The sequence below is a fragment of the Aeromonas sp. FDAARGOS 1408 genome, assembly GCF_019048665.1.
GTDB classification, from domain to species: Bacteria; Pseudomonadota; Gammaproteobacteria; order Enterobacterales; family Aeromonadaceae; genus Aeromonas; species Aeromonas dhakensis.
Map to the genome: position 1 here is coordinate 2,237,439 of NZ_CP077394.1, position 25,277 is coordinate 2,262,715.

Consider the following 25,277-nt stretch of genomic DNA (forward strand, 5'->3'; position numbering starts at 1 on the left):
TGACAGCACGCGTCAGCTCCTGTTTTTGGCCGCCGTGGGCAAAAAGAACGGCATTTTTCACGCAAGCCAATCGTGCCAGCGAGCGTGAATATTTCAACACAGTCGGGTAGCTTTGTTAATGAGCCCCTCATCTTTCACTGGATAACCTTGGTTCACACAAACGATCGTGCTGAATTTAACGTTTTAGCAACCCTGTTTCAGGGCTAAAAATCAGGGAATTCTACTAAAAAGAGGATTGTTCTAGCATTCAATTCTGTGAAGAATAGGGGAAAAGAAATTTGATACTAAAAAACGCCTTTTTCGCCAACGCGTCCCCATGGGGAAGGAATCACAGTCACCATGTTCACAATCGACAAGTCGCACAAGCTCGACGATGTCTGCTATGACATCCGCGGCCCGGTGCATAAAGAAGCTCGCCGTCTCGAAGACGAAGGCCACCGCATCATCAAGCTCAACATCGGCAACCCGGCTCCGTTCGGCTTCGAAGCGCCGGAAGAGATCATCAAGGATGTGATCCTCAACATGCCCCAGAGCCAGGGCTACTGCGACTCCAAGGGGCTCTTCTCCGCCCGCAAGGCGGTGATGCAGTACTACCAGCAGAAGGGAATGCGCAAGGTCGACATCGACGACATCTACATCGGCAACGGCGCCAGCGAGCTCATCGTGATGGCGATGCAGGCGCTGCTCAACAACGGCGACGAGATGCTGGTGCCCTCCCCTGACTACCCGCTCTGGACCGCGGCAGTGACCCTCTCCGGCGGCCATGCGGTGCACTACCGCTGCGACGAAGGGGCCGACTGGTATCCGGATCTCGACGACATCCGCGCCCGCATCACCCCGCGCACCCGCGGCCTGGTGCTGATCAACCCCAACAACCCGACCGGCGCTGTCTACGGCAGCGAGTTCCTGCTGGAGGTGATCGAGATCGCGCGCCAGCACAACCTCATCATCTTCGCCGACGAGATTTACGACAAGATCCTCTACGACGACATCTCCCACACCAGCGTCTGTACCCTGTGCGACGATGTGATGGTGGTGACCTTCAACGGCCTCTCCAAGGCTTACCGTGCCTGCGGCTTCCGTCAGGGCTGGATGGTCATCACCGGGCCCAAGGGCCGTGCCAAAGGCTATATAGAGGGGCTGGAGATGCTGGCCTCCATGCGGCTGTGTGCCAACGTGCCGATGCAGCACGCCATCCAGACCGCCCTTGGCGGCTACCAGAGCATCAACGAGCTGATCCTGCCGGGCGGGCGCCTGCGCCGCCAGCGTGACAAGGCCTGGGAGCTTTTGAACGAGATCCCCGGGGTCTCCTGCGTCAAGCCCAAGGGGGCGCTCTACATGTTCCCGCGCCTCGACCCCAAGGTGTATGACATTCGCGACGACCAGAAGATGGTGTTCGACCTGCTGCAGCAGGAGAAGCTCTTGCTGGTGCAGGGCACCGGCTTCAACTGGCCGGCGCCGGATCACTTCCGACTGGTGTTCCTGCCCCGGGAAGAGGAGCTGGAAGAGGCCATCGGCCGCCTCGCCCGCTTCCTCAAGGGCTACAAGCAGTAACCGCAACGCGGCGTCTGCCCTGGCCTGCTGCTCGCCAGCAGCAGGCCGACCATAAAAAATCCGAAGCGGTCTGCACCGCTTCGGATTTTTTTATGGCGAGAGAGTCCCGTCGCAAGGCCCGCGTTGTGGACTATTTCTCCCCGGTGGCCACTTCGGCAGGCGGCACGGCAGGAGCCTGATACCACTGCTCGCGGGGCACCAGCACCGCCTGCTCTGGCTGAGCCACGAAATTGGGAGACATGATCTGCACCCCGAACTCGTTGAACACATCCTGGATATGGCCGTGCAGCTCGGTTCTGACCGGGCCGGGCAACAGCCCCTCTTTCATCCGTACCTGCAGCTCGTACTCCACATACCAGTCCTGCAGATTGAGCTGACGCACCAGCGGGGCCTGCTCCTGATTGATCAGCTGGCAGCGCCTGGCCGCCAGCTCCAGCATGGCGTGCACCTGACGCCAGGGAGTGTCATAGCCGATGGTGACCTTGGTGAGCAGGGCAATGCCCTTGTCGCTTGCCAGTCGGCTCAGGTTGGTCACCTTGCCCCCCACCACCACGGCGTTGGGCAGGGTCACCTCGTGATCGTGGCGCGTCACCAGCTTGGTCGAGAGGGCGCTCAGCTCGGTGACGACCCCCTCCACCTCCCCTATCTGCACCAGATCCCCCGGCCGCAGGGCCCGCGAGTAGATCAGCACCAGGCCGCTCATGGCATGGTTCATGATCCCGGCCGAGCCCAGGGTCACCATCAGACCGAAGAAGACGCTCACCCCCTTGAAGGCGTCCGAATCCGCCCCCGGCAGATAGGGATAGGCGACGGTCAGGGCAAACAGCCAGATCACCACCGAGAGCAGACGGCGGGTCGCCCCTATCGTCTCGGAGTGCAGCCCCTGCACCCGGAAATGGCCGCGCTCGATGCGCGCGAAGATGACCGCCAGCATGCGGATGAACAGCTTGGTCAGCACGAAGATGACCAGCACGGTCGCCAGCCCCGGCATGGCGGCGATGATCCCGCCCAGGATGTTGCTGCACAGCTCCAGCAGGGAGGAGCCCAGCTGATCGCTCCAGATCCGGGTATGCGGGAACAGCCCCAGCACATAGGTGAGCCAGCCATAGGTGAGCAGCAGGATCACCAGCCAGGTAAGCACGCCGATGACGCGGATCTCCAGGTTGCCGAGCACCTGGCGCCATTGATGGGGGATCAGCCCCTTTTGCTGCAGCAGCTGATTGGCAAACCAGCGACGTGCCCGCTGGTGCCCCCGCCGCAGCAGCTGCACCACCATCAGAAACAGCAGGGTCACCAGCAGCGTCTTGCCCGCCGCCTTGAGCAGGTAGGTGTTGGAGTGCAGCTCCAGCACCTTGACCCGGACATTTTCCAGCCGCAGCCGCACCCGCTCTGCGGCCTGATCCAGGGTCAGCTCATCGAGCCACTCCAGATCCTTTTCCAGCAACACCAGCAGGTGCTTGTCATTGAGCCTGAACTCCCTGGCCTCCTGACCGAGACGGGTCGAGCTGACCACGGTCACCGGATGGGTCAGATCCTCGGGCTGCAACTGCCTTACCCGCTCCTTGACGATCCGCACCCGGGCCGCTCCGTCCAGGCGACCGAATTTCGCCTGCAGCATCACTATGGGTTCGTGAAACAGGGTCAGGGTCTGGGCCTGCTCCTGCTCGGTCGGCTCCAGTCTCGGCTCCGCCGCCCACCCGCTATCGACCATGAGCAGGGCCAGCAGCATCCCTGCCAGCCTGATGATCCCTCTGTGCCCCATAACCTCTCCCTCGTGACCGTCAGGTTTCATCATGATGACCACATTCGGCAACGGACGGGGCAACGTCCCCCTATCCCTCTCCTGGCGTCATCCATGACACATAGGGCTCATCGCCCTCGTTTGCAAAAAATCGAGTCATAACAAAGATCACCAGCAGTAATAGCACTGCAGTCGAGGCGGCGAAAGGGGCGACATCGCATTCTGCCACTGTGCTCACTTCGCCGGTCTGGCGCCTCAGTCAGGACTCATATTGATATGCTGCCAGAGGCACGCATAAAAATGAACGCCATGACGTCCCCTTCCTGATCCATCGCGCGTCAAGGTGGCGAGCCAGCGGCGGCCTTTCACCCTGCTCTGCGCGACATGAGTAAACAACAAGGCCGCTCAACCCCGGTTGAGCGGCCCTGTTTCATCGAGACGGCGGTCTGCTTATCACCCCTGCAGCAGGGCCCCGGCCACCAGCACCACCATGGTGATGAGGGCCACTCCTATGATGAAGGGCAGTACCCAGCGCACGAAGCGATCGTAGGGGATCCTGGCGAGCGCCAGCCCCGCCACCAGGTGGGCGGCGGTGGGGGCGAACAGGTTGATCCAGCCGGAGGCGGACTGATAGGCGGTGATCACCAGATCCCGCGAGATACCGGAGAAGTCCGCCAGCGGCCCCATCAGCGGCATGGAGACGGTCGCCAGCCCCGAGGTGGAGGGGATGAAGAAGCTCAGGATGATGTGCACCAGATAGGCCATCAGGATGAACACCGACGAGGAGAGCCCGCTCACCAGCCCCTCGGCCCAGTGCAAGATGGTGTCGATGATGACGCCGTGCTCCATCACCACATAGATGCCGCGTGCCACCGCCACCACTAGGGCCACCCCGATGAGATCCCGCGCCCCGTTCAGGAAGGTCGCCACATAGTTGGACTCCGGCATCCGGTTTATGAAGGCGATCAGGATGGAGGCGCTGAAGAAGAGGGTGGAGAGCTCGTCGAACCACCAGCCCAGGGTGGGCAGCAGGTCGATACCCAGATCGGACCAGGGCACCACCGCATAGATCATCAGCAAGAAGGTGCCGAAGAAGACCAGCATGGTGAGCTTCTGCTTGCCGCTGAAGGCGAGGTTGCCGCTCTTCATCTGGGAGAACTCGTCGTCATAGGCGATGTCGGCCAGCACGGAGCGGGACTTGTCCTGCTGCACCTGCCTGGCGTAGCGCATCACGAACCAGGAGGCGAAGATCACCAGCAGCAGCCACTGGATGACCCGCAACCCAATCCCCTCACCGATGGGGATACCGGCAAAACCGGAGGCGATGCCGGTGGCAAATGGGTTGACGGTGGAGGCGAGCACCCCGACCCCGGAGCCGAGCAGGATGATCCCCGCCGCCACCATGCGATCGAAGCCCGCCGCCATCATCACCGGCACGATCAGCGCCCAGAAGGCCACCGTCTCCTCCGCCATGCCGAAGGTGGAGCCGCCGAGGGCAAACAGGGCGATGAGCACCGGAATGAGCAGCCGCTCGCGCCCGGCAAAGGCACGGACGATGGCCCCCACCCCGGCATCCAGCGCCCCGCTCTGCATGGTCACCGCCAGAAAGCCGCCGATGATGAGCACGAACAGCGCCACGTCCGCCGCCTTGTGAAAGCCCTGAATGGGTGCCTTGAGCACATCGAATAGCCCCTGTGGCTGGGAGGGGAGCTCGGTGTAGCTGCCTGGCACTGGCAACAGCCGCTCATCGCCGCTGTAATCGGCCACGGCCGCCGCCGCCACCGGCTGCTGGCTCTTGGCGGTCACATAGTTGTATTTGCCCGCCGGCAGCACCCAGGTGAGGGCCGCCATCAGGGCGATGATGATGAAAAGCAGGGTGTAAACCGTGGGGAGTTGGCGCTTCTTGGGCGCATCATTTGGAGTGGTCATAGCTTCCGTACCTCGGCAATGCCGTCATGTGATCCGATCACCGCCAGACTAGCGGGTTTGATATGGGAAAAAGGTGATCGCGGATAATAAAATTTCGCAACCTGGCGGTATTTTTGCCAAAAAAACAGGGCCCCGCGGGGCCCCATTTTCACTTGGGTCAGACTCAGAGTTCGACCACGTCGAACTGCACGTCCGGATTCACGTCCGCGTCGTAATCCACCTCGTCCAGCCCGAAACCGAACAGGCGCAGGAACTCCTGCTTGTAGCCGGTGTAGTCGGTCAGATCCGAGAGGTTCTCGCTGGTGATGGACGGCCACAGGTCGCGGCAGGTCTGCTGTACGTCTTCGCGCAGCTCCCAGTCATCCATGCGGATGCGGGCCTGCTCGTCCAGCGTCAGATCGGCGCCGTACAGACGGGTGCGCATCATGCGATCCACCTGCTCCATGCAGCCCTCGTGAATGCCCTTCTCCTTCATGATCTTGAAGGCCATGGAGATGTAGAGCGGCATCACCGGAATGGCGCTTGATGCCTGGGTCACCACGGATTTGAGCACGGCCACGTGGGCGGTGCCGCCCTTGGCAGCCAGATCGCCACGGATGGCGGCGGCGGCGCGGTCCAGATCTTCCTTGGCGCGGCCCAGGGTGCCATGCCAGTAGATTGGCCAGGTCAAGTCGGTACCGATGTAGGAGTAGGCCACGGACTTGGCGCCGTCGGCCAGCACGCCCGCATCGCGCAGGGCGGTCATCCACAGCTCCCAGTCCTGACCGCCCATGACGGTGATGGTGTTCTGGATCTCTTCCTCGTTCGCCGGCTCGACGGTGGCGGTGATGATCTGATCCTTGTTGGTGTCGATGGCGGTGGTGGTGTAGACCTCGCCGATGGGTTTGAGGGCGGAGCGCACCACTTCACCGGTTTCCGGCATCTTGCGCACCGGAGAGGCCAGGGAGTAGACCACCAGATCAATCTGACCCAGATCCTGCTTGATGAGCTCGATCACCTTGGCGCGGCATTCGTTGGAGAAGGCATCGCCGTTGACACTTTTCGCGTACAGACCTGCCTCTTTGGCGGCCTTGTCGAAGGCGGCGGAGTTGTACCAGCCGGCGGTACCGGTCTTGGTTTCGCTGCCCGCTTTTTCAAAGAAGACGCCGAGGGTGGCGGCGCCGGAGCCGAAGGCGGCGGCAATGCGAGACGCCAGGCCATAACCTGTGGAGGCACCGATCACCAGCACCTTCTTGGGACCATTCTCGATGGTGCCCTTGGCCTGGGTATAGGCAATCTGACGACGAACATTGGCTTCGCAACCGACCGGGTGAGTGGTGGTGCAGATAAAGCCGCGAACCTTGGGTTTGATGATCATGTGTTGTCTCTTATCCGTTTGATGGATGAAATCGGGGCATAAGATACCTCATCTTGCCGCGATAAGGTGCTCTGATGTGTTGAATCGCAGGGAAAATGAGCAAATGGAGGGACAAAAACCGCCGCCGCCCCTCCTACCGTCACGCCCTCAGGCGGACTTGCCCCGTTCCCCCCTGTTGCCGCTCACCCGCATGGAACAATAAATAACGACAAAACAAGCAGTTCCCCCCAATGGCCAAGGCGATGGCCAAAGAACCTGTACTAGTATTCAGACGGTCGGTTATTGTCATGAAGAGCCTCACAGGGGTCTTAACAAGGAGCTCCGCCATGTTTTGGAATCGCACGGGAAATCACGACAAGAGTGAACAAGCGGCAAAGATCGCAGCACTCGGCGCCTTTGAGCAAGCCATCCAGTCACGGCTGCCCTATATCGAATTCACCCCGGAGGGGGTCATCACCTTCGTCAACGATCGCTTTCTCGCCATCGTGGGCTACGGCCGGGAGGAGGTGATCGGCAAGCACCACAGCTCCCTCTGCTTCCCCGACGATGTCAACACCCGGGAATACGAGCAGCTATGGCAGGAGCTGCGGCGGGGAGAGTCGCGCAGCGGCCGCTTCATTCGTCAGGCCAAATCGGGCAAGGCGGTCTGGCTCGAAGCCAGTTACTTCCCGATCCTCCTCGATGGCAAGGTGAGCAAGGTGGCCAAGGTCGCCTCCAACGTCAGCGAGCAACAATCCACCCTGGAGCGCACCCAGGCGCTGCTGACGGCACTGGACAAGTCACTGGCCGTCATCGACTTCCAGCCCGATGGCACCGTCATCACCGCCAACCAGAACTTCCTGCACTGTTTTGGCTACCGGCTGGACGAGGTGGTGGGTCAGCCCCACCGCATGTTCTGTGACGAGGAGTTTTATCAGCAGAATCCCAACTTCTGGCGGGATCTCGGATCCGGCGCCATCCAGTCCGGGCTCTTCATGCGCCGCGGCCGCCACGGCGAGAAGATCTGGCTGGAGGCCACCTACAACCCCATCTTCAACCACGAGCGCAAGGTGGTGAAGATCATCAAGCTGGCGAGCGACATCAGCGAGCGGGTGGAGAAATCCATCTCGGTGCGCGAGGCGGCCCAGAAAGCCTGCGCCATCGCCGGTGAGACCGTTTCGAGCGCCGCCAAAGGACGGGAGGTGATCGACAAGGTGCTGGAAACCTCGGCCCACATCAACAGTTCGGTCAGCGAGGTCACCCGGCAGATAGAGAACCTCAACCAGCAGTCGAGAAGCATAGAGTCCATCATCTCCACCATCAGCAGCATCGCGGATCAGACCAACCTGCTGGCGCTCAACGCCGCCATCGAGGCGGCCCGCGCCGGCGAGCAGGGGCGCGGATTTGCGGTGGTGGCCGATGAAGTGCGCCAGCTGGCGGCCAGAACCTCCACCTCCACCGGCGAGATTGTCTCCGTCATCCGGCTTAACTCTGACATCACCTCCAGGATCACCCAGACCGTCTCTGTGGTATCGGACAAGGCGATGGCAGGTCAGGCCCAGGCCGACATCATCGCCGGCGTCATTCAGGAGATCATCGAGGACGCCAACTCCGTCTCGGAGACGGTCAAAGGGCTCTCAATCTAGCCATTTCGCCCACAACAGACAGGCGACGCCGGTGCGTCGCCTGTTTGCTTTGTCTCCTGTGTTACCCGCCTGCATTCGATGGGGTGCTCCGCCCGTTACCCCTCGGCGGTGACGGCCTGCGCCCCCTTGCGCCTGGCCGGCAGTTGCCCCAGCGCGATGCCCAGCAGCACGGCGCCGCAGGCCACCCATTGCAGGGCATTGAGGGTCTCCCCCAACAGCAGGTAGGCCAGCAGCAGGGTAAACACCGGGATGAGATTGACGTAGGCTGCCGCCAGCGTCACCTTCACCTGGGTCACCGACCAGTTGTAGAGCAGGTAGGCCCCGAGCGTCACGCAGGCACCGAGAAAGACGATGACCGCCATATCCTGCCAGGCCCAGCCTGCAGGCCAGGGCTCGCTGAGGGCGAAGGGGGCAAAAAAGAGGGTGCCGACAAAGGCCTGCAGGGCGGTCAGGGTCAGCACGCTGTAGCGGCTGCAGAGCTTCTTGAACACCACCGAGTAGGTGGCGGCGCAGAACATGGCCGCCATCTCCAGGCTGTTGCCAAGCAGGGCGTTGGGGGCAAACTCATCGGCTCCGCTGCCAAAACCGAGCAGGGCGATGCCGAAGATGGCCACGGCAAAGCCGAGCAGCTGGCGGCGGCTCACCCGCTCCCCGATCAGCAAAAAGGCGACCAGGGCCACCACCAGCGGCAGCAGGGCGCAGACCATGCCCGCCTGGCCGGCGCTGGTGTAGCGCAGGGCGTTGACCTCCAGCAGAAAATAGAGGCAGGGCTCCAGTGCCCCCATCAAGGCCAGCCAGCGCCAATCCCCTTTCTGGTAGCGGAAATTGCCGAGATAGCGGTAGCAACACAGCCAGCAAAGGGCCGCCACGCTCATGCGCATGAAGAGCACCTGACCGAAGCCCCAGACCGCCAGCACATGCTTGAGCGCGATGAAGGAGCTGGACCAGAGCAGCATCGCCAGAGTCAGGGTAAAAATGGGTAAAGGGCGCACGTTTCCTCCATAAAATTGGCTATTTGAATAATAACCATGCGGCCTTGCGGTTGTTAAAAGGCACCTAAAATCAGATAATACCGCCGCCTTCAAACCGGATAACCAACCTGCAATGACTGAGTACCTGCTTTTACTGGTCGGCACCGTGCTGATCAACAACTTCGTGCTGGTGAAGTTCCTTGGCCTGTGCCCCTTCATGGGCGTCTCCGGCAAGCTGGAAACCGCCATCGGCATGGGGTTGGCGACCACCTTCGTGATGACCCTGGCCAGCGCCTGTTCCTATCTGATGGAACACTATATCCTGATCCCGCTGAACATCGCCTACCTGCGCACGCTCGCCTTCATTCTTGTGATCGCCGTCGTGGTTCAGTTTACCGAGATGGTTATCCGCAAGAGCAGCCCTACCCTCTACCGTCTGCTTGGCATCTTCCTGCCGCTCATCACCACCAACTGTGCCGTGCTGGGGGTGGCGCTGCTCAGCATCAACGAGCACCACAACTTCATCCAGAGCATCATCTACGGCTTTGGTGCCGCCACCGGCTTCTCGCTGGTACTGATCCTGTTTGCCGCCATGCGTGAGCGCCTGGTGGCCGCCGATGTTCCCACCCCGTTTCGCGGCGTCTCCATCGCCATGATCACTGCCGGCCTGATGTCGCTGGCCTTTATGGGCTTTACCGGCCTCATCAAGATATAGCGCTATGATTCACATTCTTTTTGCCGTTCTGGTGTTGGCTCTGCTGGCCCTGGCTTTCGGCATCATTCTGGGCTTTGCCGCCGTCAAGTTTCATGTGGAAGCCGATCCCATCGTCGATCAGCTCGACGCCCTGCTGCCGCAAACCCAGTGCGGCCAGTGCGGCTACCCTGGCTGCAAACCCTACGCCGAGGCACTGGCCAACGGCGATCAGATCAACAAGTGTGTACCCGGTGGCGATGCCACCATGCGCAAGATTGCCGATCTGATGGGGGTCGAACCCCAGCCGCTGGGCGGCGCAGAAGCCGCCGTACCGGTCAAGAAAGTCGCCTTCATCCATGAAGATCAGTGCATCGGCTGCACCAAGTGCATCCAGGCCTGCCCGGTCGATGCCATCGTCGGTGCCACCAAGGCGATGCACACCGTGATCAAGGACGAGTGCACCGGCTGCGATCTCTGCGTCGATCCCTGCCCGACCGACTGCATCGAGATGATCCCGGTGCCCACCACGGTCGACAACTGGAAGTGGGATCTCAACAACGTCACCATTCCGGTCAAGATAGTGGAGTAACCATGCAGTCCTTACTCGAACGCATCAAAGCCGGCACCCTGTGGGATTTTCACGGCGGCATTCATCCTCCCGAGAACAAGGAGCAGTCCAGCCTCACCCCCGTGGTGGACGCGGGCCTGCCGCCCCAGCTCATCATTCCGGTACGCCAGCACGCGGGCCCGGCCGGCGATCTGCTGGTGCGGGTCGGCGACCGGGTCAAGAAGGGTCAGCCACTCACCCGTCATGAGAAGGGGCGGATCGTGCCGGTGCACGCCTCCACCTCCGGCACCATCACCGCCATCGGGCACCATACGGTGGCCCACCCCTCCGGTCTCGACGATCTCTGCATCACCCTCACCCCGGATGGCGAAGATGCCTGGGGCGAGCGCAAGGGCCAAGCCGACTACTGGAATCTGGAGCGGGGTGAACTGCTCGAGCGCATTCAGCAGGCCGGTATCGCCGGCCTCGGCGGCGCCGTGTTCCCGACTCACAGCAAACTCGACGGCCGTGGCCAGCTCACCGAGATTCTCATCGTCAACGGGCTGGAGTGCGAGCCCTACATCACCACCGATGACCGGCTGATGCAGGAGTATGCCGACGAGATAATGGACGGCATCCGGGTGCTCAAGCACCTGCTCAAACCCAAGCTGACCCTGATCGGGGTGGAAGACAACAAGCCGGCCGCCATCGGCGAGCTGACCCGTCACGCCACTGACGAAGACGTACTGGTCAAGACGGTCCCCACCAAGTACCCCTCGGGCGGCGCCAAGCAGACCATAGAGCTGCTCACCGGTCGTCAGGTACCCAAAGGCGGCCGTGCGGTAGACATGGGCATCATGGTGCTCAACGTGGCCACCGTGTTTGCCATCAAGCGCGCCATCATCGACGGCGAACCGCTCATCTCCCGCATCGTCACCCTCACCGGCGACGCCTTCAAGAAGCCGGGCAACGCCTGGGTGCTGCTGGGCACGCCGGTACGCTGGCTGCTGCAGCGCTTCGAGCTGCAGCCCGAGGCGGATCAGCGGGTCATCATGGGGGGGCCCATGATGGGCTTCACCCTGCCCCACGCCATGGTCCCCGTGGTCAAGGCCACCAACTGTCTGCTCTCCCCCACCCGGGCCGAGCTGCCGCCCCCCGGTCCGGAGCAGGCCTGCATTCGCTGCAGCGCCTGTGCCGACGCTTGTCCGGCCAACCTGCTACCGCAGGAGCTCTACTGGTACAGCCGGGCCAAGGAGTACGACAAGGCCGAAGGGCTCAACCTGTTCGACTGCATCGAATGCGGCGCCTGCGCCTGGGTCTGCCCGAGCGAGATCCCGCTGGTGCAGTACTACAAGATTGCCAAGGATGACATCCGCGAAGCTCGCGCCGAGGCCGAGAAGGCCGAGCGCGCCAAGCAGCGCTTCGAGGCCAAGCAGGCCCGCTTCGAGCGGGAGAAAGCCGCCCGCGAAGCCCGCCATGCCGAGGCAGCTGCCCAGCGCCGCCAGGCCATGACAGCGGCCGGCGGAGAGGATCCGGTGGCTGCGGCCCTGGCCCGTCTCAAGGCCAAGCAGGAGGCTCCCGTCACGGCCGTTGCCGCCACTGCCGAAGGTGTGCCCGACAACAGCGCGGTGATCGCCGCCCGTGAGGCCCGCAAGCGGGAGGCGGAAGCCCGCCGCGCCGCCAAGGCGCTCGATACGACGGCAGCTATGCCAAGCGAGGCTGCAGCCACAGAGGCGGATCCGAAAAAAGCGGCCATCGCCGCCGCACTGGCGCGGGCCAAGGCCAAGAAGGCAGCCCAGAGCGGTGACACCGAAGCGGCACAGGCCACCCCGGAGGATGCCACAGCGTCAACCAGTGCTGCTGCCCAGAGCGATCCCAAGAAGGCCGCCATCGCGGCAGCCATTGCCCGCGCCAAAGCGAAGAAAGCGCAAGCTGGCAGCGAGGCAGATACCACCGAGCCTGGCGCTGACAGCCGTGCGGCAACAGCCGAGCCGACCGGCGCGGGGGACGATCCCAAGAAGGCGGCCATTGCTGCCGCCATCGCCCGTGCCAAGGCCAAGAAGGCCGCTGCTCAGGCGCAAGGCGACAAAGCAGTAACCGAGGGTGAAGAAGCTGTTGCTGCCGTCCAGCAGCCTGACACTGCCGACGCAGATCCCAAGAAGGCGGCCATCGCTGCCGCCGTCGCCCGCGCCAAAGCCAAGAAGGCCGCGGCTCAGGCGCAAGGCGACGCAGTCGTGAGCGAGGGTGAAGAGGCCGTTGCAGCCGCCTCTGCTACCGCCCCGCAGCCTGATGCTGCCGACGCGGATCCCAAAAAGGCAGCCATTGCCGCCGCCATCGCCCGTGCCAAGGCCAAGAAGGCTGCGGCTCAAGCGCAAGGTGACACCGCCATAAGCGAGGGTGAAGAGGCTGTTGCAGCAGCCCCTGCTACCGTCCCGCAGCCTGATGCCGCCGAGGCGGATCCCAAGAAGGCGGCCATTGCCGCCGCCATCGCCCGCGCCAAGGCCAAGAAGGCTGCGGCTCAAGCGCAAGGCGACACAGCCGTGAGCGAGGGTGAAGCGGCTGTTGCGGCGGCCCCTGCTACCGCCCCGCAGCCTGATGCTGCCGAGGCAGATCCCAAGAAGGCGGCCATCGCTGCCGCCGTGGCCCGTGCCAAGGCCCGGAAACTGGCGGCCGAGGCGGCAGCCCAGGCCTCCCCTTCTCCATCGACCGACAAGAGCCACTGATCCATGTTCAATATCGCGAGTGCGCCGTTTGCCCATAACCGCAGACAGACCCAAACCCTGATGTTGCTGGTGATGCTGGCCTGTCTGCCCGGTTTTCTGGCGCAGAGCTGGTTCTTTGGCTGGGGCACCCTGATCCAGATCCTGCTGGCCCTGGTCACGGCGCTGGCCTCCGAAGCCCTGGTGCTGCGCCTGCGCCAACGCCCCGTCAAGCCAGCCCTGCTGGATGGCAGTGCGGCGCTCACCGCCGTGCTGATCGGTCTCTCCCTGCCGCCGCTGCTGCCCTGGTGGATGCTGGTGCTGGGCACGGCGTTTGCCATCATCATCGCCAAGCACCTCTACGGCGGACTGGGCCAGAACCTGTTCAACCCTGCCATGGTGGCCTATGTGCTGCTGCTGGTCTCCTTCCCGGTACAGATGACCAGCTGGCTGCCGCCGTCGAGCATCGCCGCCTACGACATCGGCTTTGGCGATGCGGCCTCGGTGATCTTCACCGGCTTCAGCCTGGATGGCTACAGCATGGCCCAGCTCAAGCAGGGAGTGGACGGACTGACCATGGCCACACCGCTGGATACCCTGAAAACCGGGCTGACCCAGGGCCTCACCGCCGGCGAAGTGATGACCCACAAGGTGTTCGAGGGCTGGGGCGGCATCGGCTGGAGCTGGGTCAACCTCGGCTACCTGCTGGGCGGTCTGTTCCTGCTGCAACAGAAGGTGATCAACTGGCGCATCCCGGGGGCCATCCTCGGCGCCCTGCTGCTGGCTGCCACCCTGGGTTATCTGGTGACGCCGGATGCCACCGCCACCCCCATGTTCCACCTGTTCAGCGGCGCCACCATGCTGGGGGCCTTCTTCATCGCCACGGATCCGGTGAGTGCCAGCACCACACCGCGCGGCCGCCTGGTCTATGGCGTGCTCATCGGGGTGCTGGTCTACCTCATCCGCCGCTTTGGCGGCTACCCGGACGCCTTCGCCTTCGCCGTGCTGCTGGCCAACCTGTGCGTGCCGCTGATCGACAGCCTGACACGCCCCAAAGTCTATGGAGCCCGCCGCAAATGATCTCGACAGCCAACGCCTGCATGGCTTGCTGGACAGACAGCCTGAGCTGTCCCGGCGCCCATGACGCCCGTCGTATGAACGTCGCGCACACCTCACTCTCAGGAACGATGCAATGTTAAAGAGCATGCGCAAGAATGGCGTCACCCTGGCCCTGTTCGCCCTGGCCTGTACCACCCTGGTGGTACTGACCAACGAATTGACCCAGGGCCGGATCGCCCATCAACAGCAGCTGGAGAAGCTGCGCACCCTCTCCGCCCTGCTGCCGGAGGGGAGCTATGACAACGATCTGGTGGCCAGCTGCAAGCTGGTGCAGAGCAAACGCTATCTGGGCAGCGACCAGCCGATGCCCCTCTACACCGCGACCCTGCAGGGCACCACCACCGGCTATGCGCTGGAAACCGTGGCCCCCGACGGCTACAGTGGGGCCATTCGCCTGATCGTCGGCACCGACGCCAAGGGCACCGTCAGCGCGGTGCGGGTGTTGACCCACAACGAGACGCCCGGTCTTGGCGACAAGATAGAGTTGAAAAAATCTGGCTGGATCAACAGCTTCGTCGGCAAGTTTCTCAACCGCGACAACGAATCCAGCTGGGCCGTGAAGAAGGATGGCGGCGAGTTCGACGCCTTCACCGGCGCCACCATCACCCCCAGGGCCGTGGTCAAGGCGGTGAAGAACCTGCTGTTGCTGCAACAGGAGCACCCCGAGCTGCTGCGGGACGCCCCCGCCTGTGACGCCACCCCCTAACGCCGGAGCACAAGCTATGGAACAAGTTGATGTGATTGACGGGCAGAGCCCGATCAGCGAGAGCAATGGCCGCCGTGAAGAGCTCAAGGAGCTGATGCTGCAGGGGCTGTGGAAGAACAACCCCTCCCTGGTGCAGGTGCTGGGGCTCTGCCCCACCCTGGCGGTCTCCTCCACCTTCACCAATGCGCTGGGGCTCGGCCTTGCCACCATGGCGGTACTGGTCAGCTCCAACCTCGCCATCTCCCTGGTGCGCAACTGGGTGCCCAAGGATATCCGCATCCCGGTCTACGTGATGATCATCGCGGCCCTGGTGACCAGCGTGCAGCTGTTGATGAACGCCTACACCTACGGCCTCTATCAGGCGCTCGGCATCTTCATCGCCCTCATCGTCACCAACTGCGTCATCATAGGCCGGGCCGAGGCCTATGCCTCCAAGAACCCGCCGCTGCTGGCGGCCATCGACGGCTTCATGATGGGACTGGGCTTTACCCTGGTGCTGCTGGTGCTGGGGGGGCTTCGCGAGATCATCGGCATGGGCACCCTGTTTGACGGTGCCGACCTGCTGCTGGGTGAGTGGGCCAAGTCCCTGCGCATCGAGCTGTTCCATGCCGACGCCAGCCTGCTGCTGGCGATCCTGCCCCCTGGCGGCTTCATCGGTCTCGGCCTGATGATCGCCGGCAAGAACGCCATCAACGACTGGATGGGCCGCAAGCAAAGCGCCGAAAAGGCCCATTGCAGCGTGCCGGCCGCGGGCGCCCGCGCGACCCAGCTCTGAGCCAAGAGGGAGCCATGAACAACCAGAAACGCAGACTGATCCTGGAGCGACTGCGGGACGACAATCCCCACCCCACCACAGAGCTCAACTTCACCACGCCGTTCGAGCTGCTGATCGCCGTGCTGCTGTCCGCCCAGGCCACCGACGTGAGCGTCAACAAGGCCACCGACAAGCTCTACCCGGTGGCCAACACCCCGCAGGCCATGCTGGATCTGGGGGTGGACGGGCTCAAGGAGTACATCAAGACCATTGGCCTGTTCAACACCAAGGCCGAGAACGTCATCAAGACCTGCGCCATCCTGCTGGAGCGCCACGGCGGCGAGGTGCCGGAGAATCGCGAGGCCCTCGAGGCCCTGCCCGGTGTTGGCCGCAAGACCGCCAACGTGGTGCTCAACACCGCCTTCGGCTGGCCCACCATCGCCGTCGATACCCATATCTTCCGGGTCTCCAACCGCACCGGCTTTGCGGTGGGCAAGAACGTCGATCAGGTGGAGGAGAAGCTGCTCAAGGTGGTTCCGGCCGAGTTCAAGCTGGATGTGCACCACTGGCTGATCCTGCACGGGCGCTACACCTGCCTGGCCCGCAAGCCGCGCTGTGGCTCCTGCATCATCGAAGATTTGTGTGAGTACAAAGAAAAAGTCTACCCCGAGAGCTGATCCGCAGGGCGAGGCCTGGCTTACAGGCGTCTGCGGACCCAGGCCGAGGGCCATGGATTCAAGGCAGTACCAATCACCAACCCGGAGAATTGAGCAATGAGAATTCTGCATACCATGTTGCGCGTCGGCGATCTGCAACGTTCCATCGACTTCTACACCCGTGTGCTGGGCATGAAACTGCTGCGCAAGAGCGAGAACAGCGAGTACAAGTACACCCTGGCCTTCGTCGGCTACGGCGACGAGAAGGATGAGGCCGTCATCGAGCTCACCTACAACTGGGGCGTGAGCGAGTACGAGCTGGGCTCGGCCTACGGCCACATCGCGCTGGAAGCGGACGACATCTACGGCACCTGCGACGCGCTGCGCGCCGCCGGTGCCAAGATCACCCGCGAGCCGGGTCCGGTCAAGGGCGGTACCACCGTCATCGCCTTCGTCGAGGATCCGGACGGTTACAAGATTGAACTGATCGCCAAGAAAGATGCCGGCAGCGGCCTTGGCGAGAGCTTCTGATCCAGGCTTGTCCCCTGAAAAACCAAAAAGAGCGCCGAGGCGCTCTTTTTTTATGGCAAAGATATCACTCAGATGGCGCCGTTGCGGCCCATGTTGATCACCACCCGCCGGTTCTTGGCACGGCCACCCTCGGTCTCGTTGGAGGCGACGTGCTGCTTCTCGCCGTGCCCTTCCACCGAGATCTTGCCGGGATCGATGCCCAGATCCACAAACACCTTCTTGATGGCATCGGCCCGCTTCTCCGAGAGCTTCTGGTTCGGCCAGCGGCCGCCATAGCTGTCGCTGTAGGCGTCGATCACCACCACGTCGATGCTCTTGTCCACCTTCACATACTCGCCGATCATCGCCAGCCGCCGCTTGGAAGCCAGCGACAGCTGATCGCTGTTCTTGTCGTAGGTGAGCACGCTGAAGGCGATGTCGTTGAAACTGTAGGGCAACAGGCCGTTCACGCAGTCCATGAAGGCCTGGTACTTGACCCGGAAATTGACCGAGGAGAGGGAGACCCGCACCGGCCGGTTCTGACGGTACCAGTCGCGATACTGGAAGGTCGGCATACGCCCCCCCTCCAGCTCGTCCAGCATGGTCCAGGCGGTCTGCCCCTCCACCAGGCCATCAAACTGCTGGTAAAAACGCAGCTGGCTTATCTCCCGACCGGCCAGGCCAGGACGCCAGATGGGCGGCATGATGCCCAGACTCACCGTCTGGGTCTGGGCCTGCTGGCGCAGCCCCTTGAGTTCGAAGTCCAGATTGATCTTGCGACCGGCGCGGCTGACGAAGGCCCCCGTGCCCCAGCTGGGGATCGGATGCTCGAGCCGGCACTCCACCTGGGTATCAGAGGTCAACCGCCAGACGGATTGATCCAGGCCGGCACCGAATTCGGTGACCCCCGCCTGCAACTGCATACTCACTGATATGCTGACCAACCCCAACACCCAAGCGTTCAACTGCCTGCCCTCCACACGATCTCTGGTTAGGTATCGGCAGGGGCAGGACAAGCTTTAGGTCAAGCGCTCAATGGGGTGAAGATCCGCCCATCAGCTTGAAGCTGGCGATGCGGCCTGCCAGCTCTCGTGCCAGCTGATCCAGCTCAACGCTGTTCTGCTGCAGGGTCTCCGAGTGCTGGCGATGCGCCTCGTACACCTCGCGGATGGTCATCACGTTGTGCTGGATATCGTCGGTGACGTAGCGCTGCTCCTCGGTGGCGGTGGCCACCTGGGCCGTCATGTCGCTCACCTTGCGCACCTCATTGACGATGTCGGTCAGCTCGCTGCCCGCCCGCTTGGCTTCGGTCACGCTCAGCCCCGCCTGCTCGGTTCCCAGGTGCATGGCAGTCACCGCCTGATTGGCCCCCTGACGCAGACGCGCCAGCATCCGTTCGATGTCGTCGGCAGCCTGCTGGGTGCGCGATGCCAGCGCCCGCACCTCTTCCGCCACCACCGCAAAGCCGCGACCGGATTCGCCGGCACGAGCCGCCTCGATGGCGGCGTTGAGGGCCAGCAAGTTGGTGCGATCCGAGATCTGCTTGATGAGGTTGAGGGCCTCCCCCACCGACTCGGTATCCTGATGCAGGCTGTCCACCAGTTGCTGGGTATCGCTCAGGGTACCCGCCACCAGCTGGATGGCGTCTATGGTCTGATCCACCTCCTTGTCCCCCTGCCGGGCCCGGCCGATGGCCTGCTGGGTCGCCAGCGAGGTCTGGGTGGCATTGCGCGCGATCTCCGCCACCGTCGAGGCCATCTCGGTGGCGGCGGTCGCCACCAGGTCCACCTGACCAAAGCCCCTGGCCACCCCGGCGTTCACCTCGGAGATGACGTTGGCCGAGGCGGCGGCGCTGCGGGTCAACACCTCGCAGGAGCGGCGAACCGCCAGCAACAAGCCTTCCAGGTGTTCGAGGAAGTGGTTCAGATCCCGCGCCAGCGCCCCCAGCTCGTCGCCGGATTGCCAGTTGACCCGCACCGTCAGGTCGTTCTCCTTCACCAGCCGCTTGAAGGTCTGATGCAGCGCCGTGAAGCCCAGGTGCAGATCCCGCACCACCCGCCAGCAGACGAAGGTGGTCAGTGCCACGCACAGCAAGACCCCGATGGCAGCCCACCAGAAGTCGCTGGCACTCTGGGCCCGCATCTGGTCGACCCGCTCGGACAGCTGCTGATAGAGGCGATCCTCACTCTGTTTGAGCAGGCCTATCTTGTCGGTACTCAAGGCAAACCAGGCTTCGGCATCCACCCCGAAGCCGCCGCTGGCCGCCTTGTCGAGCGCCAGTTTCTCCATGGCGGCCACCTTGGCTACCACGGGCGAGGCCAGGCTGTCGGCCAGCAGCTGGCGCTGGGAGGGGCTCGCCACCGCCTGGAAGCGCTCAAGATAGGTATTCTGGGCCGCCAGCAACGAGATGAACTGCTGCAGCAGTGCCGGCGTGAAGCTGTCTCGGCCGAACACGTTGCTCAAGGTTGCCCGCTCCAGTCCCATCCGCTCCTTGCTCTGCAAGAAGGCGGCATAGGCGTTGGTCTGCAGCGCTATGGTGGCATCCCGGCTGTGGATGCTGATCTGATCCACCACCGCCAGCAGGCGGGAGATGATCCGGCTGTAGACGCCGACCTGCTCCGCCACCTCCACCCCCAGCGCACTGACCCGCTCGCGCATGGCCGTCAGTCCGGCCAGCTCCTGCTGCACCTCGCTGAGCGCCAGCAGGGCCGGATCTTGTGCAAAACGCTGCAGCAGGCCATCCACCACCTTGCGCTGGGCCGGCAGGGCATCGCGGAACTTGTTGCCGCCGGAGCCGAGGAAACCGGCCGACATGCCGCGCTCTTTTTGCAGCTCGTGGGCCAGTTGCGCCGCTTCCCGAACCACATCCAACGCGGCCTGGGCCTGGCTCATCTCCTGTTCGACCCGATAGCGTTCATACACGTACCGGCCGGAGAAAAACAGCAGGGCCAGCAGTGGCAGGCAGACAACCAGCAACATCTTGTGCGCCAATCCCAGCTTCTTCATCCTTGCTCTCCATTCCATTGATTGAGTGGTCAATTATAAGCTCGCGTGTCGATAATAGAATCGGCTAGCGCCTGAGGGGCGGCGGAGATGGGACAAGGGCCCGCTTTTTTGCCATAATGCCGCCTCATTTCACGCCGACCGAGATACCATGACCGACGCAGTTCACACCCTCAAGGGCCGTTTTCGTGGCTTTTACCCCGTCGTCATCGATGTTGAAACCGCCGGGTTCAATGCCAGAACCGACGCTTTGCTGGAGATCGCTGCCCATACCCTCAAGATGGACGAGCAGGGCTGGCTCGTGCCCGATCAGATCTTCCATTTTCATGTCGAACCGTTCGAGGGCGCCAACCTGGAAAAGGCGGCGCTCGACTTCACCGGCATCGACCCCTTCAATCCCCTGCGTGGCGCCGTCAGCGAGAAAGAGGCGCTGACCGAGATCTTCAAGGGCATTCGCAAGGGGATGAAGGAGCAGGATTGCGGCCGCGCCATCATAGTGGCCCACAACGCCACCTTCGATCACGGCTTCGTGATGGCCGCCGCCGAGCGGGCCGGCCTCAAGCGCAATCCGTTCCATCCGTTTGCCACGTTCGATACCGCGGCGCTCTCCGGCCTGGCCCTGGGTCAGACGGTGCTGGCCAAGGCGTGCCAGAGCGCCCGCATCCCGTTCGACAACAAAGAGGCACACTCCGCCCTCTATGACACCGAACGCACCACAGAGCTGTTCTGTCATATCGTCAACCGCTGGAAGAGCCTGGGTGGCTGGCCACCCGCTCACCCGGACAACGAGAGTGACGATGGGGGCGAATAAACCCCGATCTCAAGCAGGCTGCCACGGCAGCCGCTTTTCTTTGTACGGTTTGCCTCTGCTCGTTTATTCCTGATCTGGTTTGACCAGAATAGATAATAAAGTGCCATCCAGCGCCTTTTTTCACGCCTCCGACCCCGTTGTCGGCAGCAGAGCGCCGTGAATGCTGCAGATAGGCCATCAGCCTGATTTTTTACTCGACATTTGTCACATTTTTCGCAAACTAACTGCCTTTCACACGACAGACAGCAACACAAACTATAAGGAAATCAAATGAATCCTGTTGTTATCGCAGTGGCGCTGATGCTGGTGCTCAGCCTGCTGCGGATCAATGTGGTGGTCTCCCTCGCCATCGGCGCCATCGCGGGCGGCCTGATCGGGGGGCTCACCCTTGAGCAGACGCTCTCCACCTTTACCGGTGGCCTGGGTGGCGGCGCCGAGATCGCCCTCTCCTACGCCATGCTGGGTGCCTTCGCCGTCGCCATCTCCCGCTCCGGCATCACCGATCTGCTGGCCCGCAAGGTGATCAGCCAGCTCGGCAAGGATGCCAGCAGCACCCGCATTCTCTGGGTCAAGAGCCTGCTGCTCGCCTCCGTGCTCGCGGTCTCCGTCTCTTCCCAGAACCTGATCCCGGTCCATATCGCCTTCATTCCCATCCTGATCCCGCCGCTGCTGCACGTCATGGCCCAGATGCAGATCGACCGTCGTCAGGTGGCCTGCGTCATCACCTTCGGCCTGACCGCGACCTACATGCTGCTGCCGGTGGGCTTTGGTGGCATCTTCCTCAACAACATCCTGGCCAAGAACCTGATCGACAACGGCGTGCCGGTCGAGCTCAGCCAGCTGCCGATGGCGATGGCCATCCCGGTGCTTGGCATGTTCTGCGGCCTGCTCATCGCCGTCTTCTTCAGCTACCGCAAACCGCGCCAGTACGATCTGGAGAAGATCCTGGCCGCCGAGCCGGAGACGGTCGAACTCAACCTCAGTCACATCTGGGTGGCCCTGCTGGCCATCGCCGTGGCGCTGGGGCTGCAACTGATGACCAACAGCATAGTGCTGGGGGCCCTGGCAGGTTTCGTCATCTTCACCTGTGGCGGCGTCATCAAGTTTCGCGAGAGTCAGGATGCCTTCACTCAAGGCGTGCGCATGATGTCCCTCATCGGCTTCATCATGATCTCCGCCGCCGGCTTTGCCGCCGTGATGAAGGAGACCCACGGGGTCGACAGCCTGGTGCAGTCCGTAGCCGGCATGATGACCGGCCACAAGGGGCTGGCCGCCCTCCTGATGCTGCTGGTGGGCCTGCTCATCACCATGGGGATCGGCTCCTCCTTCTCCACCGTGCCCATCATCGCCACCATCTATGTGCCACTGTGCATCCAGCTCGGCTTCTCGCCCATGGCCACCATCGCCCTGGTGGGGGCAGCCGGCGCGCTGGGGGACGCGGGCTCGCCCGCCTCGGATTCGACCCTGGGCCCCACCTCGGGCCTCAACGCCGACGGCCAGCACGACCATATCTGGGACAGCGTGGTGCCGACCTTCATCCACTACAACATCCCGCTCATCCTCTTCGGCTGGATTGCCGCCATGGTGCTCTAAGCCGGGCAGTAAGAGACAACACAGCAAAAAGGCGACCTATGGGTCGCCTTTTTGCTGCCTTCATCGTGCCATGTATACGCCGGAATATACGAGCGAACAGGCGAGGCACTTTTCCTTCCTGGCTGCTCTGTCGGCCCTCTCTTGTTCTGCTTCGCTCTCCCCTTCGCGCAGGTTCTGCTCGCAACGGCACAAGGCGGCTCATGGGCTGGCTACCTTAGTTACCATCCTGCACCTTGCAGCCGATGCCGATGCCGGGCAGCCTGTCGGTGATATCAATGGCGCTCAATGGGTGAGCCCCACCAGCACAGCATGGGTAAACCACAGGCAACAAAAAGGCCGCTCGATGAGCGGCCTTTTTAGATAACCATCAGGGCTTAGCTGTCGCGGCGCTTGCCACCGAACTTGCGACCCTTGTCGAAACCGCCTTCACGGCGATCCTTGTTGAAGGGACGGTCACCCTGCGGACGGCGATCCTTGTTGAAAGGACGGTCGCCACGGAACGGACGATCACCGCGCGGCGGACGGCTGCTGGTGTTGCCGCCGGTCGGCACCTCGGTGTAGCGGCTGATCTGCAGCGGACGCTGGCAGACCCGGGCCTTCTTGATCACTTCCAGCACGTCAGGGCTGATGCCTTTGGGCAGATCGACGGTGGAGAAGTCGTCAGCGATGTCGATGTTGCCGATGAAACGGCTCTCGATGTTCGCTTCGTTGGCGATGGCGCCCACGATCTGGCCCGGCTTGACGCCGTGATGGGCACCCACGTCTACGCGGTAACGCTCCATCTCCACGTCCGGGTTGTCTTTGAGCGGACGCGGCTCCAGGGACGGCATGCGACGGGCCGGACGATCGCCACGGTCACCGAAGTCACGACCGCCGCGGTCGTTGAACTCACGACGCTCGAAACCACCGCGATCGTTGTTGTTGCTGAACAGCGGATCCGGGATGGAGTCATCCAGCAGCAGCGGCTGATCACCCTGTACCAGCTTGGCCAGTGCGGCAGCCAGCTCCAGCGGATCGGCAGAATCTTCTTCGATCAGCTCGTTCACCAGGTTCACGTAGATCTCGAGCTCTTCGCCCATCATGGTTTCGCGGATGCGCTCCTTGAACTTGGCCAGACGGTGCTGGTTGATGTCCTCGGTGCTCGGCATCTTCATCGGCTCGATGGCCTGACGGGTAGCGTGCTCGATGGCGCGCAGCATGCGGCGCTCGCGCGGTGCCACGAACAGGATGGCCTCGCCCTTGCGACCGGCACGGCCGGTACGGCCGATACGGTGAACGTAGGATTCGGTGTCGTACGGAATGTCGTAGTTCACTACGTGGGTGATACGCTCAACGTCCAGACCACGAGCAACCACGTCGGTAGCGATCAGGATGTCCAACTGGCCCTGACGCAGCTTGTCGACGGTACGCTCACGCAGCTTCTGCGGGATGTCGCCGTGCAGCGCTTCACAGGCGTGGCCACGAGCGGCCAGCTTGCCGGCCAGCTCTTCGGCGGCGTTCTTGGTACGCACGAACACCAGCAGCGCTTCGTAGGGTTCCACTTCCAGCAGACGGGTCATGGCGTCCAGTTTGTGCAGACCGGTCACCTGCCAGTAGCGCTGGCGAATGGTGGTGGCGGTAGCAGTCTTGGAGGCGATCTTGATCTCTTTGGGCTGCTTCAGGTGCTTCTGGGCAACGCGACGGATCTGCTCCGGCATGGTGGCAGAGAACAGGGCAACCTGACGACCGGCCGGGCACTGATCCATGATCCAGTCCACGTCGTCGATGAAGCCCATGCGCAGCATTTCGTCCGCTTCGTCCAGCACCAGGGCTTTCAGACCGGAGAGGTCCAGGTTCTTGCGACGGATCAGGTCCATCACACGGCCCGGAGTACCCACGACAACCTGAGCACCGCGACGCAGGGCGCGGGTCTGGGTTTCGTAGGAGGCGCCGCCGTAGATGGGCAGCACGTGGAAATCAGGCATGTGGTGGGCATAGCGTTGGCACGCCTCAGCCACCTGCAGGGCCAGTTCGCGGGTAGGCGCCAGCACCAGGATCTGGGTGTTGCGGTTACCAGCTTCCAGACGAGACAACAGAGGCAAGGCAAAAGCAGCGGTCTTCCCTGTACCGGTTTGCGCCTGCCCCAGCAGATCGTGGCCCGCCATCAGGTGGGGAATTGCTGCGGCCTGGATGGGGGACGGGCGCTCATAGCCCACGTCCTGCAGCGCTTTCAGTACAGGCGCGGCCAGTCCAAGCTCACTAAAAAGGGGCAGTTGTTCGGTATCAGACATAGATTCTTCCAGATTAAGGCAGGCGGCTAACACCGCGGAATAGCAAAAAGGCGGCGATTATAGCGCCACTTTGTTCTGCTGTCTTGAAAAATGTGATAGGCCTCTCAAGACGTTGGCAATTATAGAGGGATCTGACGACTATGGCTTGCTTATTTTTCACTCATGGTGCGTGATTGCGGATCACGCTTCGCCAGAGTCCTTGTCCCGCTTGTGCTTGAGCACCGCCATGGTCAACCGGCTGGTGCACAATAAACGACCACGTTCATCGCGAATTTCTATCTGCCACACCTGAGTGGTCGCCCCCAGATGCAGCGGCGCGCAGCGCCCCGTCACCACCCCTTCCCGCTTGGCCCTCAAGTGGTTGGCATTGACCTCCAGCCCCACGCAGTAACTGTCAGGTCCGACCGCCATGTTGGCCGCAAGCGATCCCAGCGTCTCCGCCAGCACCACGGAGGCGCCGCCGTGCAGCATGCCGAGCGGCTGATGGGTGCGGTGATCCACCGGCATGGTGGCCTCCAGCCAGTCAGGACCAAAGGCGGTGTAGACGATGTCGAGGTGGGCCATCAGGGTATTGCGGGAGCTGGCGTTGAGCCCCTCAAGGCTCATGGGCTTGCGCCAGATGGGGGCGTTATCTTGACTCATGACGAGCTGACTCCTTCTGTGATCAATGGGTTATCGCTGCGCCGTAGCGGCAAACCAGCAGTGTCGGCGAAAAAGGCGCAGAAAAAAAGATGCCCC

20 protein-coding genes are annotated in these 25,277 nt (G+C 62.7%); 12 read left to right on the forward strand and 8 right to left on the reverse strand.

Features of this window, described 5'->3' with window-relative positions; genetic code table 11:
• The first annotated feature begins 339 nt into the window (after window positions 1-339).
• Window positions 340-1,554: a pyridoxal phosphate-dependent aminotransferase gene (locus I6L38_RS10315; protein ID WP_005302243.1), complete on the forward strand. Its 1,215-nt coding sequence runs from the start codon at window positions 340-342 to the stop codon at window positions 1,552-1,554.
• Window positions 1,555-1,684: 130 nt separating this feature from the next.
• On the opposite strand, the gene I6L38_RS10320 is transcribed toward I6L38_RS10315, so the two are convergent.
• The 3 genes from I6L38_RS10320 to fabV form a co-directional block, all read right to left on the reverse strand.
• On the reverse strand, window positions 1,685-3,316 hold the full coding sequence (locus tag I6L38_RS10320) for a mechanosensitive ion channel family protein (RefSeq protein WP_216989526.1): 1,632 nt from the start codon (window positions 3,314-3,316) through the stop codon (window positions 1,685-1,687).
• Between the two features lie 432 nt (window positions 3,317-3,748).
• Complete coding sequence (locus I6L38_RS10325) at window positions 3,749-5,224, reverse strand: YfcC family protein (RefSeq protein WP_043169818.1); 1,476 nt, start codon at window positions 5,222-5,224, stop codon at window positions 3,749-3,751.
• Between the two features lie 163 nt (window positions 5,225-5,387).
• Complete coding sequence (fabV, locus tag I6L38_RS10330) at window positions 5,388-6,581, reverse strand: enoyl-ACP reductase FabV (protein WP_043169820.1); 1,194 nt, start codon at window positions 6,579-6,581, stop codon at window positions 5,388-5,390.
• A 326-nt stretch (window positions 6,582-6,907) separates the two neighbouring features.
• Between fabV and I6L38_RS22725 the strand changes: the two genes are divergently transcribed.
• On the forward strand, window positions 6,908-8,206 hold the full coding sequence (locus I6L38_RS22725) for a PAS domain-containing methyl-accepting chemotaxis protein (protein ID WP_005302254.1): 1,299 nt from the start codon (window positions 6,908-6,910) through the stop codon (window positions 8,204-8,206).
• Window positions 8,207-8,301: 95 nt separating this feature from the next.
• Here the strand turns inward: I6L38_RS22725 and I6L38_RS10340 are convergent, their stop codons facing one another.
• The gene (locus tag I6L38_RS10340; protein ID WP_043169822.1) at window positions 8,302-9,198 is read right to left on the reverse strand and encodes a DMT family transporter; all 897 of its coding nucleotides are present in this window, start codon (window positions 9,196-9,198) and stop codon (window positions 8,302-8,304) included.
• 112 nt (window positions 9,199-9,310) lie between these two features.
• On the opposite strand from I6L38_RS10340, the gene rsxA reads away from it, so the two are divergent.
• The 8 genes from rsxA to gloA all read left to right on the forward strand — a co-directional run bounded on the left by rsxA (window position 9,311) and on the right by gloA (window position 16,883).
• Window positions 9,311-9,892, forward strand: coding sequence for an electron transport complex subunit RsxA (rsxA, locus tag I6L38_RS10345; RefSeq protein ID WP_005302262.1), 582 nt, complete (start codon window positions 9,311-9,313; stop codon window positions 9,890-9,892).
• Window positions 9,893-9,896: 4 nt separating this feature from the next.
• Window positions 9,897-10,460: an electron transport complex subunit RsxB gene (rsxB, locus tag I6L38_RS10350; protein WP_005302265.1), complete on the forward strand. Its 564-nt coding sequence runs from the start codon at window positions 9,897-9,899 to the stop codon at window positions 10,458-10,460.
• Window positions 10,461-10,462: 2 nt separating this feature from the next.
• On the forward strand, window positions 10,463-13,141 hold the full coding sequence (gene rsxC / locus I6L38_RS10355) for an electron transport complex subunit RsxC (protein WP_043169823.1): 2,679 nt from the start codon (window positions 10,463-10,465) through the stop codon (window positions 13,139-13,141).
• A gap of 3 nt (window positions 13,142-13,144) precedes the next feature.
• Window positions 13,145-14,197 (forward strand): electron transport complex subunit RsxD, encoded by a 1,053-nt coding sequence (rsxD, locus tag I6L38_RS10360; RefSeq protein WP_005302270.1) that lies wholly within the window; start codon window positions 13,145-13,147, stop codon window positions 14,195-14,197.
• Between the two features lie 112 nt (window positions 14,198-14,309).
• A complete protein-coding gene (gene rsxG / locus I6L38_RS10365) occupies window positions 14,310-14,942 on the forward strand; it encodes an electron transport complex subunit RsxG (RefSeq protein WP_043169825.1) in 633 nt (210 codons plus the stop codon).
• A 16-nt stretch (window positions 14,943-14,958) separates the two neighbouring features.
• The gene (locus tag I6L38_RS10370; RefSeq protein WP_017764207.1) at window positions 14,959-15,717 is read left to right on the forward strand and encodes an electron transport complex subunit E; all 759 of its coding nucleotides are present in this window, start codon (window positions 14,959-14,961) and stop codon (window positions 15,715-15,717) included.
• Window positions 15,718-15,731: 14 nt separating this feature from the next.
• Window positions 15,732-16,373 (forward strand): endonuclease III, encoded by a 642-nt coding sequence (nth, locus tag I6L38_RS10375; RefSeq protein WP_017778817.1) that lies wholly within the window; start codon window positions 15,732-15,734, stop codon window positions 16,371-16,373.
• Window positions 16,374-16,469: 96 nt separating this feature from the next.
• Entirely contained in the window at window positions 16,470-16,883 is a 414-nt protein-coding gene (gloA, locus tag I6L38_RS10380; RefSeq protein ID WP_017778816.1) for a lactoylglutathione lyase, read from the forward strand.
• Window positions 16,884-16,951: 68 nt separating this feature from the next.
• On the opposite strand, the gene I6L38_RS10385 is transcribed toward gloA, so the two are convergent.
• Complete coding sequence (locus I6L38_RS10385; RefSeq protein ID WP_005302285.1) at window positions 16,952-17,827, reverse strand: OmpA family protein; 876 nt, start codon at window positions 17,825-17,827, stop codon at window positions 16,952-16,954.
• Window positions 17,828-17,894: 67 nt separating this feature from the next.
• Window positions 17,895-19,868 carry a methyl-accepting chemotaxis protein gene (locus tag I6L38_RS10390; RefSeq protein WP_017778815.1) on the reverse strand — a complete coding sequence of 658 codons (1,974 nt, stop codon included), beginning with the start codon at window positions 19,866-19,868 and terminating at the stop codon, window positions 17,895-17,897.
• A 148-nt stretch (window positions 19,869-20,016) separates the two neighbouring features.
• Here I6L38_RS10390 and rnt point away from each other — a divergent pair, with 148 nt between their 5' ends.
• The gene (rnt, locus tag I6L38_RS10395; RefSeq protein WP_010633628.1) at window positions 20,017-20,676 is read left to right on the forward strand and encodes a ribonuclease T; all 660 of its coding nucleotides are present in this window, start codon (window positions 20,017-20,019) and stop codon (window positions 20,674-20,676) included.
• 270 nt (window positions 20,677-20,946) lie between these two features.
• Window positions 20,947-22,269: a Na+/H+ antiporter family protein gene (locus I6L38_RS10400; RefSeq protein ID WP_005302295.1), complete on the forward strand. Its 1,323-nt coding sequence runs from the start codon at window positions 20,947-20,949 to the stop codon at window positions 22,267-22,269.
• A 374-nt stretch (window positions 22,270-22,643) separates the two neighbouring features.
• Here the strand turns inward: I6L38_RS10400 and I6L38_RS10405 are convergent, their stop codons facing one another.
• Both I6L38_RS10405 and I6L38_RS10410 read right to left on the reverse strand, forming a co-directional pair.
• On the reverse strand, window positions 22,644-24,539 hold the full coding sequence (locus I6L38_RS10405) for a DEAD/DEAH box helicase (RefSeq protein ID WP_216989527.1): 1,896 nt from the start codon (window positions 24,537-24,539) through the stop codon (window positions 22,644-22,646).
• Between the two features lie 180 nt (window positions 24,540-24,719).
• Complete coding sequence (locus tag I6L38_RS10410) at window positions 24,720-25,181, reverse strand: hotdog fold thioesterase (RefSeq protein WP_042008973.1); 462 nt, start codon at window positions 25,179-25,181, stop codon at window positions 24,720-24,722.
• Between the last annotated feature and the right edge of the window lie 96 nt (window positions 25,182-25,277).

Bases quoted from the DNA above. Each gene is read 5' to 3' on its own strand.
- rsxA (WP_005302262.1), top strand. From the start codon at position 9,311: ATGACTGAGTACCTGCTTTTACTGGTCGGCACCGTGCTGATCAACAAC.
- I6L38_RS10325 (WP_043169818.1), bottom strand. From the start codon at position 5,224: ATGACCACTCCAAATGATGCGCCCAAGAAGCGCCAACTCCCCACGGTT.
- I6L38_RS10320 (WP_216989526.1), bottom strand. From the start codon at position 3,316: ATGGGGCACAGAGGGATCATCAGGCTGGCAGGGATGCTGCTGGCCCTG.
- nth (WP_017778817.1), top strand. From the start codon at position 15,732: ATGAACAACCAGAAACGCAGACTGATCCTGGAGCGACTGCGGGACGAC.
- rsxG (WP_043169825.1), top strand. From the start codon at position 14,310: ATGTTAAAGAGCATGCGCAAGAATGGCGTCACCCTGGCCCTGTTCGCC.
- I6L38_RS10405 (WP_216989527.1), bottom strand. From the start codon at position 24,539: ATGTCTGATACCGAACAACTGCCCCTTTTTAGTGAGCTTGGACTGGCC.
- rsxD (WP_005302270.1), top strand. From the start codon at position 13,145: ATGTTCAATATCGCGAGTGCGCCGTTTGCCCATAACCGCAGACAGACC.
- gloA (WP_017778816.1), top strand. From the start codon at position 16,470: ATGAGAATTCTGCATACCATGTTGCGCGTCGGCGATCTGCAACGTTCC.
- I6L38_RS22725 (WP_005302254.1), top strand. From the start codon at position 6,908: ATGTTTTGGAATCGCACGGGAAATCACGACAAGAGTGAACAAGCGGCA.
- rsxB (WP_005302265.1), top strand. From the start codon at position 9,897: ATGATTCACATTCTTTTTGCCGTTCTGGTGTTGGCTCTGCTGGCCCTG.
- I6L38_RS10410 (WP_042008973.1), bottom strand. From the start codon at position 25,181: ATGAGTCAAGATAACGCCCCCATCTGGCGCAAGCCCATGAGCCTTGAG.
- fabV (WP_043169820.1), bottom strand. From the start codon at position 6,581: ATGATCATCAAACCCAAGGTTCGCGGCTTTATCTGCACCACCACTCAC.
- I6L38_RS10400 (WP_005302295.1), top strand. From the start codon at position 20,947: ATGAATCCTGTTGTTATCGCAGTGGCGCTGATGCTGGTGCTCAGCCTG.
- I6L38_RS10315 (WP_005302243.1), top strand. From the start codon at position 340: ATGTTCACAATCGACAAGTCGCACAAGCTCGACGATGTCTGCTATGAC.
- rnt (WP_010633628.1), top strand. From the start codon at position 20,017: ATGACCGACGCAGTTCACACCCTCAAGGGCCGTTTTCGTGGCTTTTAC.
- I6L38_RS10390 (WP_017778815.1), bottom strand. From the start codon at position 19,868: ATGAAGAAGCTGGGATTGGCGCACAAGATGTTGCTGGTTGTCTGCCTG.
- I6L38_RS10370 (WP_017764207.1), top strand. From the start codon at position 14,959: ATGGAACAAGTTGATGTGATTGACGGGCAGAGCCCGATCAGCGAGAGC.
- rsxC (WP_043169823.1), top strand. From the start codon at position 10,463: ATGCAGTCCTTACTCGAACGCATCAAAGCCGGCACCCTGTGGGATTTT.